Below are 20,246 nucleotides of genomic sequence, written 5' to 3' on the forward strand. Positions count from 1 at the left end.
GCAATAAAATTATAGATTAAAAATAGCGCCATCATCCCCATTTAAAATTTTTCCGTCAAAAACCGTTTCGGCTTGCTTTTTAAATAAAGTGATGTCGGAATAACGAGTAGAGTAATGACCTAGAACTAATGTTTTACATCCTGCTAATTTTGCAATAGTGGCTGCTTCTTTAGCCGTACTATGCTTGGTATGTTCGGTATAATGAGATTCAGAATCCAAAAAAGTACTCTCATGATACAATACATCTACACCTTTTATAATAGGAACAATACTCTCTGAGTATTTTGTATCCGAACAAAAAGCATAACTCTGCCCTTTTTCAGGATCATAGGTTAACTCCTTATTCGAGATAACTTCTCCAGAATCTAGGGTAATATCCGATCCATCTTTTATTTTCTGGTAGTAACACTTTTCTATGCCGTAGTCCATAATAGCGCCTAAGCGCAATTTTCTTTCTTGCTTGATTTCTTCAAACAAAAAACCATTAGTATAAACCCTATGATCTAAAGGAATAGTAGTTACTTTTACTTTATCATCTTGATAAATAACCTCAGACTCCTTACTGGTGAGTTCGTGAAAAAACAGTTTATAACTTGTAAAAGAATTCGACAAGCGCAATTGCAATAGGATTACTTCCTTAATGCCCTTAGGACCATACACATGAAGGTCATTTTGGCGATTTAATAAAGAAAAAGTAGAGATAAGTCCTATTAGACCAAAGAAGTGGTCTCCGTGTAAATGGGAAATGAAAATACGATTAATACGCTGAAATTTTATCTTACGACGCCTCAATTGTACTTGGGTACCTTCTCCTGCATCGATAAGGAACATCTCATTGGCAATTTCTAAAACCTGAGAAGTGGGATTAGTAATAGACCTAGGTGTAGCCGCATAACAGCCTAATATGGTAAGCTTCAATTTATTAGTTTTTTTGTAATTACACTTGTAATGTACAAAAAAGACCCTAAGATAACAAAAAGAAAAAGGCTTAATTTCTTAAGCCTTTTTGGTATAATTATTTTAAAATCCTAATTCTCTTTGGATCTCATCCATATCGATAATATCTCCGGCCTCTAATAAAGTAGGCACTACAACTAACTCTTGGTCAAAGTCATTAAAATCCACATCTGGAATAACAATAACAAAAGATTTTTTAGCAGTATTGACATGCTCTAGAGCTAATTGCTCAAATAACAACAAATCGGATTCTACAATATCATTGGCATGATTAGTCAAATCCACAATAATATTCTTGTGGGCTAAACTAACTTTATATTGATCTTTGATCTTTTGAATAAAATCGGCAATATCCGCCTGATTATTAACAAGAATTGCGCTGTGTCCTTTCTCCTTAATTTTCATACTATACCTTTTTAAATGCCTTTTTATGGGCTGAACTTTAATTATTTTATTTTAGAGGCTAATAAATAGGTAACAGCCATTCGAATAGCAACCCCATTTTCCACCTGGTCTAAAATAACAGCTTGATCACTATCAGCAACCTCAGAGGTAATCTCTACCCCACGATTAATTGGTCCTGGGTGCATTACCATTATTTTCTTATCTAAAGAATCTAAAATTTCTTTAGTTAATCCATATTGTTGAGCATACTCTCTAGTGGATGGAAAATAACTATAATCCAAACGTTCGTTCTGTACCCTTAACATATTTGCAGCATCACACCAATTTAGTGCCTTGCGTAAATCCGATTCTACTTTTACTCCTAGCTCAGCAATATACCTTGGAATCAAAGTTTTTGGTCCACATACCATTACCTGTGCTCCTTGTTTTTGCAAAGCAAAAATATTAGATAAAGCCACCCTAGAGTGTAGAATATCCCCTACAATAACTACTTTTTTACCTGCCACATCCCCTAATTGCTCTCTAATAGAATAACTATCTAATAAAGCTTGGGTTGGATGCTCATGGGCACCATCTCCTGCGTTGATGATACTTGCGTTAACATTTTTGGATAAAAAATACGCCGCTCCAGGATTACTATGACGCATAACAACCATATCCACCTTCATGGCCAAAATATTATTCACCGTATCAATTAAGGTTTCTCCTTTTTTCACAGAACTTTGAGCTGCTGAAAAGCTTATTACATCGGCAGACAATCTTTTTTGTGCTAACTCAAAAGATAACTTTGTTCGTGTGGAGTTCTCAAAGAAGATATTGGCAATGGTAATATCTCTTAAAGAAGGTACTTTTTTAATTGGGCGATTGATAACTTCCTTGAAATGATCTGCTGTTTCAAAAATTAGATTAATATCGTTTTCATTGATATACTTGATACCTAAAAGATGATTTACACTTAGTTCCTTCATTCTTGATTTGGATTTCCTATTTTTAAATATTTTGGTTTTCTTGTGAGGCTAAAAACACACAGTCCTCTTTGCCTTGCTCTGACCATTGTACTTTTACCGATTCATTATTAATGGCATCTACTTGACGACCTCTATAGTCAGGTTGTATAGGTAAATTCCTAGAAAATCTACGGTCAATTAATACTAAAAGTTCAATTTCTTTAGGACGTCCAAAAGATTGAATAGCAGTTAATGCTGCGCGAATGCTACGCCCTGTAAAAAGAACGTCATCAATAAAGACAACATTTTTATCTTCTACAAGAAAATCGATTTGTGTTTTATTGGCTTCAAGAGGTTTTTGATTTCTTCTAAAATCATCTCTAAAAAATGTAATATCTAAAAACCCTAAAGCAATAGAAGGAATATGGTATTCATTTTCTAAAATATGCTTAATACGCTCAGCTAAAAATCGGCCACGTGGCTGAATACCAATAAGAAGTGTTTCAGAAAAATCAAGGTGATTTTCCACTAACTGACATGCCAAACGATGAAGAATAATGTCAATCTCTTTTGAAGTAAGTAATACTTTTGGATTCATATAAAAAAGAGTTGTGTTTGGGTGGTAAAATTACAATTAAATATTGTTCTGTACTAATTTAAGCCCAAACAAAATGTAAATTTTATATTTACCAAAGCACTAAAGTCCTATTTATAGATAGCCTTTACAACTAACCTACTAATTGATAACTCAATAGCCCATGCCTGATCAGGAGCTCTGGTATAAATTCCATGTCGCACCTAAAAGAAAGCCAATAATTATAGATACCTTTACCCCATAACTACATTAAAAGTTTAATTTATTTCTTATGATGCATAAAAGCTACCTTCTAATTTTCGTATTATTCTCTAGCCTTTTAACCTTCGCTCAAAAAGGGATCGACCCTGATCTATCCTATTTTTTTAACCTTCAAAAAGAATCCACTAAACAAGGAGTGTATTTTAAGTTATCTCCCAAGGATCAAACCATAGAAGGCAATACATCTACTACCTTTTTTAAGGTGCCTTTTAAAACCCTTAAAAAGCAAAATAACCTACTACAAATCAGTACAGGAAAAATAGATTTTCAAGTATTTAAAAACAGTTCCTTATCTCGAAAAAACAAAAAAGCACTAAGAAGTGTGTTTAACCAACAAAACCTAGTCTTTACTACCATAGATACCACTACTTTCCTATATAAAAATAAAATAAGTCAAAAATCCATGGCTCTAGACAAAGTCAAACAACAAGGGCTATATAGCTATATCATCAAACACCAATGGAAAGTAATACAAATCCACCAAGAAAACTTGGGGTTTTCTAATCAAATGGTAGAGCTATCCTTTGACCCAAACCAAAACTTAGTTAGTGTTAAGGATAAAGAAAATCACTTTTTTCTAAGGTATTATTTTGATTTCCCTACCAACACGGTTCACTTTTCAAAAATAGAAAACCACCCAGATTCTTTGCTTTCCCCAAAAAGTAAGCTTCTAGAAAGCACCCTGGAGATTTTAAATCACCAAAGCTATCTTTTCGATGTAGCAGATCAAACCCTTAATTTGTATAAAGATGATGCCATTATTTTAATGTTAGCAAAATTCACTTACTAAAATAGCTACAATGCCTTTTCAAAAGCATAGTAGTTTAAATAAGTATTAAAAAGACAAAGCCCCAAAATCAACTAAACTATATTGATTTTGGGGCTTTTTATATATTTTCTATGTAGAAATACTTGAATTATCGACTAAGAATAATAAACTCACTTCGTCTATTAATGGCATCTTCAAGTTCACTACACGGATCACAATCTACTTTTGTTCGGCTAGAACCATATCCTTTGTACTCTAATCTATCTGGTGAGATACCCTGAGAAATCAGATACTCTACTGTAGCTTTAGCTCTTTGCTCGGATAAGGCTAAGTTATATTCAGCTTTACCTTTACTATCAGTATGAGAGTCTACCTGTATACGCATAGTTGGATAACGTTTCATTACCTGTACTAATTTATTTAGCTCTGGTTTACTTTGTTCGGTAATTTCCTTTTGATCAAAAGCAAAATTAATATCAGCAAGTTCAATATGACTGTCCTGTATTACCAAATCCTCTAAAGGCACAAGTTCCACTACTATTTGGATTTTATCTTGTTCTCTTTGAAGCTTAACCACCTGTTTTTCATTTAAAAAATCTTCATGGGACACTTCTAGGGCAAAATCAGTCAAACAATTCAAAGGTAAAGAAACACTACCTTTTCTTCCTGTAAAAATGGCAGGAAGGGGCTGTCTAACATCGTTGGTAAACTGTACCTTCGCCCCGCTTATATGATGACCATGAGTTTTATTTTTCACCACTATCTCCACATCCACAGCACATACCTGTTTCACCTTATAGATATCGGTTCTACCAATGCGGTTGGTAGAGACAAAGCCTATATGCTTTTGAGGATAAAAACTAAAGGCATAATCATCCCTAGGAGTATTTAATGGCGCCCCTAGATTAACGGGCTTTTGTGTAGGGTTTTTCAAATCGTAACTATATACATCTAATCCTCCATAACCACCCCATCTATCGGAAGCAAAATAAAGTATATTGTCTTCACTAATAAAAGGAAAATCATTTTTAGTACCTGAATTCACTATAGGTCCTAAGTTTTCTGGTTCTCCATAGTCCAAACCTTCCTCTAAAATTTCAACTCTCCAAATATCTAATTCTCCAAAACTACCTGGCATATTAGAGGCGAAGTATAAATAGGTAGAATCCGGAGTAATAACAGGATTTTGATAGGTATATTCCCCTTTGGTAAAGGGAAGTTTTTTAATCTTTCTAAACTTGGTTTTCTTTAAAGTAGCTGTAAAGAGATTATTGATTTGATCTCTTTTTTTAACCACCGGTATTTTTCTAAATTTCCTATACCTATAGCTCTCAGAGGTAAAAATAACCGTATTAGGTAATACCCCTTGGGTTAGTGCACCATCATTAAATCGCTTATTGATTTTTCCTTTTAAACGAGTAGCAATAAAAATCGGTTCATCGGCTTGTTTATACTGAGCCATATACAAATCAAAGTTTGGCTCTCTTTTCAAAGGAGTACGCACCTCGAAAAGTTTTCGAGGAATTTTCTTTTCGTGTTTTGTACGATTAGATACAAAGTAAAGGGTGTCATTTTTATTTAAAAAAGCTCCATAATCTTGGGTTTGCCTATCATTGAAACCAATTTCACTGAACATAAACCTTTGCTTTAGCTTATACAAATCGTAATAGGCATCTGGATTTTGCAAAAAGTCTCTACTTCTGGAGTCCGTTGGAACCATAGCCGAAAAATCATCCATCATGTCTCTAGCTACCTCGTACCTACCTGTTTTCTGTAAGATTTTTGCGTATTTATAATAAATCTCTGGCGATACAGAAGGATCCTTATAAATGGCCTTTCCATAGTATTTAGAGGCTTCGATATCTCTTGTTAAACGATCATAACAATCGGCTAATTGTAAATAAATATAGTTATCGGTACGAATCCCCCTTTCTAATCGCTTATACTCCTTAGCTGCTTTATCATATTCCCCTTTTTTATAATATTTATCGGCTAGCTTTAAACTGGGTTTCCCCTTAGCCTCTAAACTCAAAGACAGAAACATAGCTAAACAAACAAAAAGGATACTTCTAAAAGAAATAGTGTGCATTGGCTTATTTTTAATTTTACTTGTTCTATATCTAACGCAAAAACAAAAGATAAGTTGTAAAGATAAAACTAATTATTTACCTGCCTTGTTTATCTAAGCCCATCAAAAGCCCTAAACTACCTACCAAAAGGGGCAGTAAATATCAATTGATCTTCCTTTAATAGTCGAACTTCATCACCTGCGTTAATAAATTCATACACATCATCTTTAAAACTTCCATATTCTTGGGCATCGATATAAGGCAGTATTACAAATTTTTGGTCCACCGCTATTTCTACCCAATTATTAATTGGATCAAACCTCAGTTGTAGAACATTACCATCTATATCGGTAAAATTGCAATTTCGTGTCTTTGGGTTGTCAACTAAAATAGGTGCTAAATCACAAGCGACTTGCTTATTGTTTTCAATAGATTTTTTACAACCTAAGACAGCTAACATACTTAACACCCCAAAAAACATTACCTTTTTTCCCATTCTCTTTATTTACTAATGCCTAGATTAAATTCTAAGGACTTTTTTATAATTTATTCAAAATTAGATAATATTTTAGAAGCTAAAGGTATGAAACCTGGGTCCCAAAAAAAGTTCTACTAATTCTTCTAAAACAAAGGAACCATCCATCTTAGTCCTATAGCAATTAAATGTTCGTCTTTATTATTTAAGACTTTATCTTTAAAATTGTATTGATAAAAATTATACCCCCCAAATAGTCGAAAGTCTTTTAGAGTAGGATCTGAAAAAGGATAGTATTCCACCACTGCAGATACCCCACTATAGCTATAGGAAGTATCTACCTGTAGGTCCTTGCGATAGTTATACATCAACTTTATATAAGGCACTACTTTGTTTAAGCGATACTTAAAACTAAGCATAGTAACATTATCTCTCACGTAATAAGTACTAAGCTTATTATCCCCTAACATATCATTCAATTGTTTATCGGCCAAATTACTTGCTCCATAAATCCAATCTAGCTCCATCATAAAATTATTGATAGTCAAGCGATTTCCTAAGGTAACCCAAGAATAGAATTTATTGGCATCGTGCTGAAATAAACCATATCCATATCTTGTTTTTAAATGCTCCTTAAAAAGTAAACCCTCCCAAAGAAACAAACCTGCATAAGCCTTATCTTTATAAGCCTGAGATACATATTGTTTACCCGGGGAAATAAACTGAAGTTTAAAAAGCTGATTATCCACTCCATAGCTCACACTAAGACCAGGGGCAAATAATTCAGCATTGCTAATAATATTGGAAAACATATATAAATCAGCACTATTATAGGAAAGCTCCGTGGACCCCCAAGCAGTAAACAGCTTACCCATACTCACACTCCAATGGGAGTTTATTTTATAATCCAAAAAAGCAAATTCTAAAGCTTTGGAACCATCTGGTTCGTTTAAGCGGTAACGAAGAGCATAAGAAAGCTTGTCTTTATATTGACCTTGTACAAAAACGCGGGATTGCACTACTTTAAACTGGCTTTGTTCTAATTCTGAGCCGTTAAATTTTGTAGCATTCTCGTATTTTGAATCTAAAAACACCCGAATGAGTTTGGACTGGGGCTTATTTGGAATCCCCAATTCTTTTTTAATTGCCCCATAAATGGTTGGACTACCCAGGCTATCTTGTTCTACGGATGTATTAGTTTGTCCAAAAGAGGTTAAGTGGAACAAAAAAGGTAAAAAAAACAATACTTTATTCTTCATAATTACATAAGTGAAAAACTAAAATATTACAAATTAACCTACCTCGCAACCTATTTGTATACAAAATACCGAAAAAGATGCTAATAACATAATTACCAAGCTTTTCTAACCCTTGCGCATTAACTTTTCCTTCACCTTTAAACTATGTATTTATAACTTACTCCTATTAAGTGGTAAAAAACACCCTAAAGTGTTAAAGATTCTAAAAGTTTTTATTTTACCTATAAGAGGAGTTTTTATTTAACAAATTAATACTATCTTTGTTTTTATCGTTTTATTAAACCCTATAAAAGGTTATTTGTGAAAAGAATTCTACCCATATTGCTTTGCTTACTATCTGTTATCACAGTAGCAGCGCCAGCTATGGAGTGGAGTACACAAAAGCAAGTAGAGTTATTTTGTAGTTCACAAAACATCTCTATGACTTGTTGTCCAAGTACTGCAGAAACTTCCTCTATGGAAGCTTTATGTTGTCAGAGTATGAGCTCAGCTAGAGTTTCTTCCACGACAATGGACAGAGTTATAACCCATAATTTAAATGTTCCTACTCAAAGAAAGGCAGAATATTTAATCAAAAGTAAGTGGTTTAATTCCAATTATTTACTCGATACATCTAGCGTAATCACGCTTGTTAATACACCTAATACTCAAGGTAAAAACGGCTATAAGTTCTATACTATAGACCGCTTAGATTACCTATGTGTGTATAGAATATGATTTCTACTTTATAATGGAACTACTACTTTTAAATAGAGGCACTCCCCTTTTTGAGTAACCTCTAGTAAAAGTAACCTATCTCTTACTTTAGTTCCATGTTGGCGGACTACTCTTTAAAATCTGCCTTGTAAACTCTATTGTTTTTTACCGGTATTTATTTGTAAAGTACTTCTTTAGAACCTTGTTTTTATAGTTGTTTTTTTAAGAGAATTCTCTTGGGGATTTTCAGGTATTTCACCTATCTTAAACTTTGCATTTTCACCTATAAAAAACCGTAGATATGAAAAATCATATTCAATTTTTTAAATGTAAACAACATGCTTAATAAAGTCATTAAGTACTTTTTAAACAATAGGGTAATTACCTTATTGATATTAGCTATTATCCTAGTTTGGGGACTTATCACTGCTCCATTTAATTGGCACGGTGGTATTCTACCAAGTGACCCAGTAGCTGTAGATGCCATACCAGATATTGGAGACAACCAACAAATTGTTGCCACAGAGTGGATGGGAAGATCTCCTAAAGATATTCAAGAACAAATCACTTATCCTCTAACCACATCTTTACTTGGTATTCCAGGAGTTAAGACTATCCGTAGTAGCTCCATGTTTGGAATGTCTTTTATTTATATCATTTTTGAAGAAGATGTAGAGTTTTACTGGAGTAGATCAAGAATTTTAGAGAAGTTAAATTCTCTACCTCCTGGGACTCTACCAAAGGATGTAACTCCTTCTTTAGGACCAGATGCCACAGCTTTAGGACAAATCTACTGGTATACTTTAGAGGGTAGAGATCCTCAAACAGGAGAACCAACTCCAGGATGGGATCCAGATGAGCTGCGTACCATTCAAGATTTCCAGGTAAAATATGCTTTAGCCTCTGCTCAAGGAGTAGCCGAGGTGGCTTCCATTGGAGGATATATCAAAGAATACCAAATCGAGGTTAATCCCGATGCCTTAAAGGCCTATAACATCTCTATTATAGATGTAATGACTGCCATTGAGAAAACCAATTTGGATATTGGAGCAGAAACCATCGAGATAAATAAAGTAGAGTACTTAGTAAGGGGGCTTGGATATATAAAAAATATTGAAGATATCGAACAAGCAGTAGTCACACTAATTAATGATAAGCCAATTAAAATCAAAGATATTGCCTTTGTAAATCTTGGACCAGCAACCCGTCGCGGTGGTCTAGATAAAGAAGGGATTGATGCAGTTGGAGGAGTTGTAGTGGCTAGATATGGATCAAACCCAATGCAGGTGATCGATAATGTTAAACAAAAAATCGAACTTCTTCAAAACGGTTTACCACAAAAAACGCTTTCGGATGGAACTATTTCCAAAGTTACAGTTGTGCCTTTTTATGATCGTTCAGGCTTAATCCAAGAGACCATTGGTACATTAGAAACAGCACTAGCCCATGAGATTCTTATATGTATCATTGTAGTTATTGTACTTGTATTTAATCTAAGGGCTTCTATTATTATCTCAAGTATACTTCCAATTGGAGTATTGGCTACCTTCATTATTATGAAATACATGGGTATTGAGGCCAATATAGTTGCTCTATCCGGTATTGCTATTGCCATTGGTGTAATGGTTGACGTGGGGGTGGTCTTTGTGGAGAGTATCTTGCGCCATATGGATCAAGCCAAAGAAGAAGGTATAGTTTTAAAAGGGAAAAAATTCGTTGATCTAATTGCAAGTTCTGTTTCTGAAGTTTCTGGAGCATTAACAACTGCTATGCTAACAACTATTATTTCCTTTTTACCAGTATTTGCTATGCAGGCGCAAGAAGGAAAACTTTTTAGACCTTTAGCTTACACCAAAACCTTTGCTTTATTATCGGCTTTATTCTTAGGGTTAATCATCCTACCTACTTTAGCTTATTATATTTATTCTATTCGATTAAATACCAAAAAATTAAGAAACTTAGCCAACTATGCCCTTATAGTTCTTGGGGTATTTTTAGCTATTTACACAGGACAATTTATTAGCCTTGTAATTACTTTAGCTGGTATAAATAACTTAATAACACCTAGGTATTATAGTGAAAAAACAGTTAACTACATCAATGTAGCCTTAACCTTATTTATCACTACTTATTACTTAACGATTCATTGGCTGCCTTTAGGGACAGAGCAAAGTACGGGTCTGAACTTCTTTTTTGTAGTAATGGCAATCGGACTTATTCTTGGGTTGTTATGGCTGCTTGTTATTTACTACGAAGCTATTTTACGCTGGGCATTAAACAATAGATGGAAGTTTATGTCCATTCCAATTTTCACCGTTATTTTCGGAGTGCTTATTTGGATTGGTTTTGAAAAAACATTCCAGCCTATATCCTCTACCCTACAAGCAGTTGGATATAAAGAAGTAAAACAAAGCACCTTGTGGCAAAAAGGTATGGAAAGCTTCCCGGGTATCGGTCAAGAATTCATGCCTGCTTTAAACGAAGGTTCTTTTTTACTAATGCCTACAACTATGCCGCATACAGGGGTAGAGCAAAACTTGGATTTAATAGCTGCTTTAGACAAGCGTATTACCAATATTCCTGAAGTAGAACTTACAGTTGGAAAATGGGGAAGAGTTAACTCGGCTCTAGACCCTGCTCCTACTCAAATGTTTGAGAACACCATTAATTACAGAAGTGAATATATTTTAGATGTAAATGGACATAGAGAACGATTTTTAGTAAACAAACAAGGAGAGTTTGCTTTAATTGATGGCTCTTATTACAATCCAAAAGAAAACTTTAGAATTGTAGATAGAGATAGTTTGATTTTAGATAAAAACGGTAAGTTTTTAAGACAGTGGCGTCCTCATATTAAAAATGCCCAAGATATTTGGCAGGAGATCATTAATGTATCTCATATTCCAGGGGTTACCTCTGCTCCAAAATTACAACCAATTGAAGCTCGCTTGGTAATGCTTAGTACAGGAATGAGAGCCCCTATGGGACTGAAAATTACTGGACCAGATTTACAAAGTATAGAAAAGGGAGGAAAGATTTTAGAAAGTGCTTTAAAACAAGCTCCATCTATTATGGCTTCAACAGTATTTTATGACAGATCAGTAGGAGCGCCTTATATTGAAATGCACCTTAATAGAGCCAATATGGCCAGATACGGGGTAATGGTAGCTGATCTACAACAAATCATTGAATCGGCTATAGGTGGAATGGCCATTACCACTACGGTAGAGGATAGAGAAAGATTCCCTGTTAGAGTTCGATACCCTAGAGAATTACGTGATTCTCCAGAGGCATTAGCTAATTTACTAATCCCTACACCATTAGGAGCTCAGGTTCCACTTGGAGATTTAGTAGATATCACTTATGCCAAAGGGGCTCAAATGATACAAAGTGAGGATACTTTCTTAATTGGATACATCATCTTTGACAAGGTGGAAAATTTAAGTGAAGTAGAGGTAGTAGAATCTGCTAGAGCATTTTTACAAGACAAAATCGATCAAGGAGAAATTGTACTTCCTAAAGGAGTTAGTTATGATTTTGCTGGAAATTACGAACAACAAGAAAGAGCAGCGGCGCGTTTACTTTTTGTAATTCCACTTAGTTTATTGGCTATTCTACTTATTTTATATTTCCAATTTAGAACAATCACCGCTTCACTTATCCATTTCTCTGGAGTATTTGTAGCTTTTGCTGGTGGTTTTATACTATTGTGGTTATATGGACAACCTTGGTTTATGAATTTCCATGTAGGAGAGGTTAACATGAGGGATTTATTCCAAATGCACTCTATTAATTTAAGTATTGCCGTTTGGGTAGGATTTATTGCCTTATTTGGACTTGCTACCAATGATGGTGTTTTAATGGGAACTTATATTCACGACACCTTTGAAGAAAGAGATCCAAAAACCAATAAAGAAATTCGCGAGGCAGTAGTATATGCTGGTTTAAAACGAGTTCGTCCAGCTGCTATGACCACAGCTACGGCATTAATTGCCTTATTACCCGTTCTTACCAGTACAGGAAAAGGAGCAGAAATCATGGTACCTATGGCTATCCCTACCTTTGGAGGAATGTTAATTCAGTCTATGACTATGTTTGTTGTACCTGTATTCCAATGTATGTGGAGAGAATGGGCCATTAAAAACGAAAATAAGAAAAATGCTAAAATCGCACAAAATGAAAACTAATCTAGCCTTATCCAATATAAAGTTCTTACTGCTATTTGTTGCTTTACCTTTTGTAGGTTTTAGTCAAAATAATGATTTACAACAGCCGCAATTACAAAGTTATTTAGAGTATGCTATAGATAATAATCCAAATCTAAAAGCACAACGATTAACTTTCTTAGCTATTCAAGAACAAATCCAAGAAGCTGGTGAATTTGATGACCCAGAACTTTCTATGGGCTTTTTAACCAAACCTATGGATATTGTAGGTGGTAAAAACATAGGAGATATTACCCTTATGCAAATGCTGCCATGGTTTGGCTCAAAAAAAGCAGCTAAAACCCAAGCTTACCACACTTCTTTGGTGCAATACCAACAATATCTTCTTGCTAGACAAGAGCTGGTTTTGGAGGTGAAAAAACAGTGGTTTTTACTAGCCCAAACAAAACAAGAAATTCTCATTGCACAGGAAAATAAAAAACTACTTAAACAACTAGAGGATTTAGCCATTGCTAAATTCTCTACACCAAACCAAAGTGGTAGCCCAGGCTCAATGTCTGATGTACTGAAAATTGGACTGGATATCTTAGAGCTTCAAAACAATATAGACATCCTTGAGAACAACTTAAAGCGAGAGATTGCTAGCTTCAATTCTTTACTTAATAGAGAATTAGATACCCAAGTGGACTTACCTTCTAAGGTAGAGCAAAGTGAATTCTTATGGGATAAAGAACAAGTTTTTGAGCTAATGCACAATAATCACCCTGCTTTACAATTAATAAAAGAGCAGCAACTAGCCTATAAAGCACAAGGAGAGTTAAATAAAAAGATGAGCTACCCTATGATAGGTGTTGGAGTGCAGTATATGATAATTGGCAAAACTTCTGATCCAATGCTTGCCATGGGATCCATGAATGGAAAGGATATGATTATGCCAATGCTAAGCGTGAGCTTACCTGTGTTTAGAAAAAAATATAAATCACAGCAAAAACAATCTCAACTATATAGACAAAGTGCTATAGAACAGCAGCAAAATACGGTAAATACCCTAGAAAAAGAGTATTACACCCTTAGTACACAAATGCAAGATGCCTTAAACACTATTTCACTATATCAAAAACAACTACAATTAGCCCAAAGTACTTACAACTTAGTACTAACGGAGTTCTCTGGAGGAAAAAGCAATTTAACCAATGTGATTGAAATTCAGCGATTATTAATGGACTATCAATTAAAACAGTCTCAATCCATTACAGATTTCAACACTATCGTGGCTTCCATAGAAAGCTTAATTGGCAATAACGTTACAAATACTTTAGATCATGAGTAAGATTAAAAATATACTAAAAAACAACACAGTTAAATACAGTGTACTTCTATTAGCAGGACTTTTACTAGGCTATATGATTTTTGGTTCCACTGGCCATAGTCATGAATTAACCCAAGAAACACAAGAAGAAAGTGTAGTATGGACTTGTTCGATGCACCCTCAAATAAAAATGGATAAACCAGGGAAATGTCCTTTATGTGCAATGGATTTAACTCCAATGGCTACAAACGGAGATTCTGATCAAGATTTAGATCCAAATGCTATTGTAATGAGCAAATCCGCAGTTGCTTTAGCCAATATACAAACCACTGTTGTAAGTAGTAAAGATCCTGTAAAGGACATTGAATTATATGGTAGTATACAAGTAGACGAAACTCAACAAAATAGCCAAAGCTCTCATGTTGCTGGAAGAATTGAAAAGCTATATGTAAATTTCACTGGAGAAAAAGTAAACAAAGGCCAATTATTAGCCTCTGTATATTCACCAGAATTATATGCTGCACAACAAGAATTATTAGAGGCTATAAAACTGCAAGATTTTCAACCGTTACTTTTACAAGCTGCAAAAGAAAAGTTGAGCTTTTACAAAATGTCTAATGCACAAATACAAAACATTATTGATACTAAAAAAGCATCTGCAATTGTAAATATTTATGCCAACACCCAAGGAACAGTAGTAAGTAAGAATGTACAGCAAGGAGATTACATCTCTAGTGGAACTATTTTATATGATATTGCTAATTTATCTAAAGTTTGGGCTGTATTTGATGCCTATGAACAAGATCTACCTTTTTTAAAGGTAAAAGACAAAGTTAGTTTTACCCTACAGAGTTTCCCTGGAGAAAAAATGCAAGGGACTATCTCTTTCATCAATCCTTTATTGGATCCAAGTAGTAGAACTGCCAAGGTAAGAGTGGAAGTGGAAAACAAAGATTTAAACCTTCTTCCTGCTATGTATGCAACAGCAACTATACAAGCAGCTTTATCCCAATACAATAATCAAATTGTAATCCCTAAATCAGCTGTTTTATGGACTGGAAAAAGATCCATTGTCTATACTAAAGTACAAGGTACCTCTTCTCCTACTTTTATGCTACAAGAAGTGGTATTAGGTCCGAATTTAGGACAGAGTTATGTGATTTTAGAAGGGTTAATGGATGGACAAGAAATTGTAACCAATGGGGTATTTATCATTGATGCTAGCGCTCAATTAGAAGGAAAGCCTAGTATGATGAATTTAGAGGACCCAATTGATCCAAAATTATTAGAAAAGAGTCTTACTCAAACTTTACATGTAAGTGGAAATTGTGAAATGTGTCAAAAGAGAATCCAAGATGCTGCCCTACAATTACCAGGAGTACTAAAAGCAGATTGGGTAGCTGATAACCAAGAGTTAACAGTGATATTCACTCCGGAGCAAACTTCTCTTAAGCAAATTTCTAAAGCAATAGCTACAGTAGGTCACGACACTGCTTTAGATAAAGCAACAGATAGCATCTACCAAGACTTACCAGGATGTTGTTTATATGAAAGAAATACTACGGATAAAAAGCCAAGCCAAGCAAAACAGAACCATCATCTAACTACTTTAGTGGTAGAGGGGAATTGTGGTATGTGTAAAAAACGTATAGAAGCTGCAGCTATGTCTGTTGCTGGAGTAAACCAAGCTACATGGAATGTAGATAACAAAACCCTAAGTTTAGACATAGATAAAGCAAAAGCATCCCTAGAGAAAGTTTCTTTAAGTATTGCAAAAGCTGGTCATGATACTGCTTTAAACAAAGCACAGGACAAGACCTATGATTCCCTACCTGGTTGTTGTCAATACCAAAGAATACAAGACACACCTAAGGCAAAAAGCAACCTTACTTTAGAGGTAAAAGGAAATTGTGGAATGTGTAAAAAACGAATAGAATCTGCTGCATCAGCATTAACAGGGGTTAACTCTGCTATTTGGAATGTAGACACTAAGCTTTTAGACTTAGATATAGATCCTTCTAAAACAGATCTTGCTAAGGTTTCTAAAAAGATAGCATTAGCTGGGCATGATACAGCTTTTGATAAAGCATCTGAGCAAACCTATGAAAACCTTCATGGTTGTTGTCAATACCAAAGAGATTAAACAAATCTCTTTAATAGATAAAAAAAAGCATTAGAATAATTTTCTAATGCTTTTTTTTTTAACCTTTAGCTCTTAATTAGAAGGTTAAATTTGGTTCAAGAACATTCTCTACTGGCTTTTGTATCACCAATTTGTCCTCTTTATATTCCCCTATTATGCTTAAATGCTGTGTAACTTGTTTTACTTTTTCTAATGCTTGATAATACAAATCATAATTCTTATTTACCAATACCACATTAACGTGGAAAGAATATTGAAATACACTTCCTGAAATAGGAACCGACTGAATTTTAGTAAGGTTTAATTCGTGTTCTGCTAATATTTCCAGTACTTTACTTAAACGACCTTTTTGGTGATCGGTAAAAAAGTACAAAGTAGCCTTATCAAAATCATCTACGTGAACAGGCTCTGTGGAAATCAAGAAAAAACGCGTAAAATTATCATACACATCGTGAATGTTTTCTTGCAAAATTTCTAAATCATACATCTTAGCAGCTAATGCCGACCCAATACCCGCTACACCATGCATTTGGTTTAACTGAATATTTTTGGCACATGTGGCTGTATCATCCATAGCTAATTTTCTCCAATGCTCGTGATTTTCTAAGAAATCCCCACATTGCAATAATGCCATTGGGTGAGTACGTACCTCCTCAATTTGATCTAATGTTTGACCCTTTAAAGCCAATAAATGATGGCGAATAGGAAGGGCTATCTCTCCTCCTACATAAAGTTTCTTTTTAGTCATCAAGGAATAGTTAGGTAAAATAGATCCTGCTATAGAGTTTTCCATTGCCATCATTCCATAATCCACTTTTTTATCCACTACTTGTTTAACTAGAGAATTAAAAGTTGGACTATCAACAATGTCAACTGGTTGTTCTTTAAAAAAGCGCTCCACCGCCTCGTGATGGAAAGAGCCTTTGATTCCTTGAATAATTACGGACTTCATAATTTTTTTGGTTTGGTAAATAAATAACTATCAAAGTTAAAATTTTCTTTCATTATTAACTCACAAAGCCTTTAAAATAATTGAACGAAATGCGTTTTCATCAACAATACAAGTGCATTAACCTATTTGATAGTATTTTTGTTACTTATACAGAAAACAACTAACAATTTGATAATTCAATGTGTAATTTATTTTATTAATAAAAATAACATTTGTTCGCCCTTTATTATTTTTCATCTACAAAATAACCAATAGCCTGCTTTTATTAGATAATAGCTTAACAAAATATAAACCTATGGCTTTTGGCTTTTTTTATATTTAGATTCGTAACTTTATAGCGTAACTACCAAAATAAAACAATTATGAAAAAAATAATCTTTGCCTTAGCAGTATTTATTTCCTCTTACGCTATGGCATATACTAGCACACCTACACACTCTTATACAACTTTAGCTATGAAAAATACACAAGACCCTACAAGTATATACCAGTTCACAGTAACAGATATTTACGGAGAACCATTTGATTTAGCCAGTCTAAAAGGTAAAAAAGTAATGATTGTCAATACAGCTTCTCAGTGTGGTTTAACCCCACAATTTGAACAATTAGAAAGCTTATACAAAGAATACAAAGACAAAGACTTTGTTATAATAGGTTTCCCTGCCAATAATTTTGCAGACCAAGAGCCAGGAAGTAACCAAGAAATTGCAGCATTTTGCCAATCCAATTACGGGGTGAGTTTCCCTATGATGAGCAAAATATCTGTCAAAGGAGATGACACAGCTCCTTTATATCAGTTCTTAACTCAAAAACAACTTAACAAAGTAGAGGATAGTGAAGTACAATGGAATTTCCAAAAATACTTAATCGGACCAGATGGACATTTAGAAAAAGTAATTGGACCTAGAACACTTCCAACAGATCAGGAAATTAAAGATTGGATTAAAAGTTAAATACTTTTAGGCCTTAGAAATTACCGTTTTTAAATAAAAATACCTGAGTTTGTTTGTATCTTTGGGTTTTATTCTATGTTTATATGATTTATCCAGAAATAAAATTAGCCCAAAGTATACTGCAAATCTGTAAGCAAAAAAAAATCAAGCATATTATCTTATCCCCAGGTTCACGAAACGCGCCACTAACTATAGGCTTTGCTAGTGATCCTTACTTTACTTGTTATAGTATTGCCGATGAAAGATGTGCTGGTTTTTTTGCTATGGGTATAGCCCAACAAACTCAATTCCCAACTGCTTTAGTATGTACCTCGGGTTCTGCTGTGCTAAACTATTATCCAAGTATAGCAGAGGCTTATTATAGCCAAATCCCCCTGATTGTGATCTCTGCCGATAGACCTGGTGATAAACTAGATATTGGAGATGGCCAGACCATTCGACAAAAAGATGTTTTCAACAATCACATTTTATATAATGCCAACTTAAGCCAACAAGCAAGCCAAGAAAATGACATTTTAATAAACAATGCCATAAATAGTGCAATTGCACAAAAAGGCCCCGTGCATATTAATGCTCCTTTTGAAGAACCTTTATACCAAACTACCACAGAGTTAAGCGTAGAGCCAACCTTTGTGGATATGGTACATATTGACCCGCAAATTATCAATTATCCCCTTTTTGGAGAGAAATGGCAAAATGCAAAGAAAAAACTTCTTGTGATAGGTTGTAATACCCCTGGAGTTTTAAGTGAGCAAATTATAGCATCCTTAGGTCAAGACCCAAGTGTTGTGGTATTGTGTCAGACAACCTCTAATTTGCATCACCCAAACTTTATTAGCAATATAGATCGCTTTTTACAGCATTTAACCCCAGAAGAAATCCAGGAGTTTTCTTGTGATATTTTAGTTACTTTTGGAGGAATGCTTATTAGCAAAAACATCAAAAAATTATTAAGAGAATTAAGTCCAAAACAACATTGGCATGTAGATTTGTTACGCCATTATGATACTTTTGGAGTACTGAGTGATGCAGTGGTAGATACTCCTGAGCGCTTTTTCTCTAATTTAACCCATTTATACCCTACAAAAGCCCAGAGCTCTTACCAGGAGTTTGCTTTGAAAATAAACCGTGAAAAGCAAAAAAAGCAAGAACAGTACCTAGCTAATATTCCATGGTCAGATATGAAAGCTTTCCAAGGAATAATGCAAGCTTTACCAAATGATATAGAATTACAACTGAGTAACTCCTCAGTAATACGCTATGGCCAAATTTTCCCTAATTCTCCACAAGTGGTAGTTTTTGCAAATCGAGGCACAAGTGGTATAGACGGTAGTACTTCAACGGCTATTGGTGCAAGTGTAGCACAGGACAAACCTGTTGTTTTAATCAGTGGTGATGTTAGTTTCTTTTATGATAGTAACGCTCTTTGGAATAGTTATATTCCAAAGAATTTTAAAATAATTGTTTTAAACAATCAAGGTGGTGGGATTTTTAGATTTCTACCAGGACATCAGAATACTCCTTTGTTTAGTACTTTTTTCGAAACCACTCACCAATTAAATGCAGAGCATTTAGCTAAAATGTATGGTTTCAACTATTTTTCAGCGAAGGATTCTACGCAATTAAAAGCTAGCTTACAAGATTTATTCAGCCATAATGAGCAACCTGGGATTTTAGAAATCACTACTCCTACTTTAATAAATGATACGGTATTAAAGCAATATTACCAAAATATGTGATTTAAGAAATAAGGACTATTTAAGATCTTTTTTTTTCGTAAATTGTACCTTAACTAAAACTATAACCATATGAACAAAAGAGCAGAATTAATTCAAAAGTACGCAGAGGATCTAAAGCAAAAATGCGGGGTAACTCCAGATATGGATTTATTAGAAAAAGTAACCATTGGTTGCGGACCTTCTATTTACAATAAGGACTCTAGTACAGTAGCTAGTAGCTCTGAATCAGAACTACTTACAGTGAAGAATAACTTTTTAATTAAAAAGCTAGGTTTAAGCGAAAAAGACGCTCTAGACCAAGGTATTGACAAAGTAATGGAGCAGTATGGTAAATCCAACCGTACAAAATACAGAGCGGTAGTATATTACCTATTGACACTTCACTTTAAAAAAGAAGCTGTTTACGCAAAATAATATATCTTAATGTCAAGTCCTGAAATAACGATACAGGATTAATATTATAAAAATACTAAAAAATGGTAGTAGACATCTTAGTTTACTACCATTTTTTTATAGGTCTTAAACTTTTGATTTCTAGTTGCGAACATCTG

Annotated in this window: 16 protein-coding genes; 8 read left to right on the forward strand and 8 right to left on the reverse strand. The window is 34.3% G+C overall.

From position 1 onward, the window contains the following. Window positions 1-9: 9 nt before the first annotated feature. The 4 genes from ACYSNM_RS10525 to pyrR all read right to left on the reverse strand — a co-directional run bounded on the left by ACYSNM_RS10525 (window position 10) and on the right by pyrR (window position 2,907). Window positions 10-918 carry a ribonuclease Z gene (locus tag ACYSNM_RS10525; RefSeq protein ID WP_461756867.1) on the reverse strand — a complete coding sequence of 303 codons (909 nt, stop codon included), beginning with the start codon at window positions 916-918 and terminating at the stop codon, window positions 10-12. A 102-nt stretch (window positions 919-1,020) separates the two neighbouring features. Next, window positions 1,021-1,362, reverse strand: coding sequence for a ribonuclease Z (locus ACYSNM_RS10530; RefSeq protein WP_461753910.1), 342 nt, complete (start codon window positions 1,360-1,362; stop codon window positions 1,021-1,023). Window positions 1,363-1,403: 41 nt separating this feature from the next. Beyond that, entirely contained in the window at window positions 1,404-2,330 is a 927-nt protein-coding gene (locus ACYSNM_RS10535; RefSeq protein WP_461756868.1) for an aspartate carbamoyltransferase catalytic subunit, read from the reverse strand. Window positions 2,331-2,352: 22 nt separating this feature from the next. Next, window positions 2,353-2,907, reverse strand: a complete 555-nt coding sequence (pyrR, locus tag ACYSNM_RS10540; RefSeq protein WP_461756869.1) for a bifunctional pyr operon transcriptional regulator/uracil phosphoribosyltransferase PyrR — start codon at window positions 2,905-2,907, stop codon at window positions 2,353-2,355. Between the two features lie 268 nt (window positions 2,908-3,175). On the opposite strand from pyrR, the gene ACYSNM_RS10545 reads away from it, so the two are divergent. Beyond that, window positions 3,176-3,955: a hypothetical protein gene (locus tag ACYSNM_RS10545; RefSeq protein ID WP_461756870.1), complete on the forward strand. Its 780-nt coding sequence runs from the start codon at window positions 3,176-3,178 to the stop codon at window positions 3,953-3,955. A 127-nt stretch (window positions 3,956-4,082) separates the two neighbouring features. On the opposite strand, the gene ACYSNM_RS10550 is transcribed toward ACYSNM_RS10545, so the two are convergent. From ACYSNM_RS10550 to ACYSNM_RS10560, 3 genes are all read right to left on the reverse strand, one after another. Continuing rightward, window positions 4,083-6,023 carry an OmpA family protein gene (locus ACYSNM_RS10550; RefSeq protein WP_461756871.1) on the reverse strand — a complete coding sequence of 647 codons (1,941 nt, stop codon included), beginning with the start codon at window positions 6,021-6,023 and terminating at the stop codon, window positions 4,083-4,085. A 116-nt stretch (window positions 6,024-6,139) separates the two neighbouring features. After that, window positions 6,140-6,499: a hypothetical protein gene (locus tag ACYSNM_RS10555; RefSeq protein ID WP_461756872.1), complete on the reverse strand. Its 360-nt coding sequence runs from the start codon at window positions 6,497-6,499 to the stop codon at window positions 6,140-6,142. A gap of 125 nt (window positions 6,500-6,624) precedes the next feature. After that, complete coding sequence (locus ACYSNM_RS10560; protein WP_461756873.1) at window positions 6,625-7,737, reverse strand: porin; 1,113 nt, start codon at window positions 7,735-7,737, stop codon at window positions 6,625-6,627. A 300-nt stretch (window positions 7,738-8,037) separates the two neighbouring features. On the opposite strand from ACYSNM_RS10560, the gene ACYSNM_RS10565 reads away from it, so the two are divergent. The 4 genes from ACYSNM_RS10565 (at window position 8,038) to ACYSNM_RS10580 (ending at window position 16,051) form a co-directional block, all read left to right on the forward strand. Next, window positions 8,038-8,454 carry a hypothetical protein gene (locus ACYSNM_RS10565; RefSeq protein WP_461756874.1) on the forward strand — a complete coding sequence of 139 codons (417 nt, stop codon included), beginning with the start codon at window positions 8,038-8,040 and terminating at the stop codon, window positions 8,452-8,454. A 317-nt stretch (window positions 8,455-8,771) separates the two neighbouring features. After that, the gene (locus ACYSNM_RS10570) at window positions 8,772-12,620 is read left to right on the forward strand and encodes an efflux RND transporter permease subunit (RefSeq protein WP_461756875.1); all 3,849 of its coding nucleotides are present in this window, start codon (window positions 8,772-8,774) and stop codon (window positions 12,618-12,620) included. Beyond that, window positions 12,610-13,929, forward strand: coding sequence for a TolC family protein (locus tag ACYSNM_RS10575; protein WP_461756876.1), 1,320 nt, complete (start codon window positions 12,610-12,612; stop codon window positions 13,927-13,929). The genes ACYSNM_RS10570 and ACYSNM_RS10575 overlap by 11 nt, the downstream gene beginning before the upstream one ends. Then, window positions 13,922-16,051 (forward strand): efflux RND transporter periplasmic adaptor subunit, encoded by a 2,130-nt coding sequence (locus ACYSNM_RS10580; RefSeq protein WP_461756877.1) that lies wholly within the window; start codon window positions 13,922-13,924, stop codon window positions 16,049-16,051. The genes ACYSNM_RS10575 and ACYSNM_RS10580 overlap by 8 nt, the downstream gene beginning before the upstream one ends. A 76-nt stretch (window positions 16,052-16,127) precedes the next feature. Here the strand turns inward: ACYSNM_RS10580 and ACYSNM_RS10585 are convergent, their stop codons facing one another. Continuing rightward, entirely contained in the window at window positions 16,128-17,003 is an 876-nt protein-coding gene (locus ACYSNM_RS10585) for a prephenate dehydratase (RefSeq protein ID WP_461756878.1), read from the reverse strand. Between the two features lie 362 nt (window positions 17,004-17,365). On the opposite strand from ACYSNM_RS10585, the gene ACYSNM_RS10590 reads away from it, so the two are divergent. From ACYSNM_RS10590 to ACYSNM_RS10600, 3 genes are all read left to right on the forward strand, one after another. Beyond that, window positions 17,366-17,956, forward strand: coding sequence for a glutathione peroxidase (locus tag ACYSNM_RS10590; RefSeq protein WP_461756879.1), 591 nt, complete (start codon window positions 17,366-17,368; stop codon window positions 17,954-17,956). 83 nt (window positions 17,957-18,039) lie between these two features. Beyond that, window positions 18,040-19,695: a 2-succinyl-5-enolpyruvyl-6-hydroxy-3-cyclohexene-1-carboxylic-acid synthase gene (menD, locus tag ACYSNM_RS10595; RefSeq protein ID WP_461756880.1), complete on the forward strand. Its 1,656-nt coding sequence runs from the start codon at window positions 18,040-18,042 to the stop codon at window positions 19,693-19,695. Window positions 19,696-19,764: 69 nt separating this feature from the next. Continuing rightward, on the forward strand, window positions 19,765-20,109 hold the full coding sequence (locus ACYSNM_RS10600; protein WP_461753897.1) for a DUF2853 family protein: 345 nt from the start codon (window positions 19,765-19,767) through the stop codon (window positions 20,107-20,109). Window positions 20,110-20,246: the final 137 nt, after the last annotated feature.

The sequence above is a fragment of the Myroides sp. LJL116 genome, from assembly GCF_054871685.1.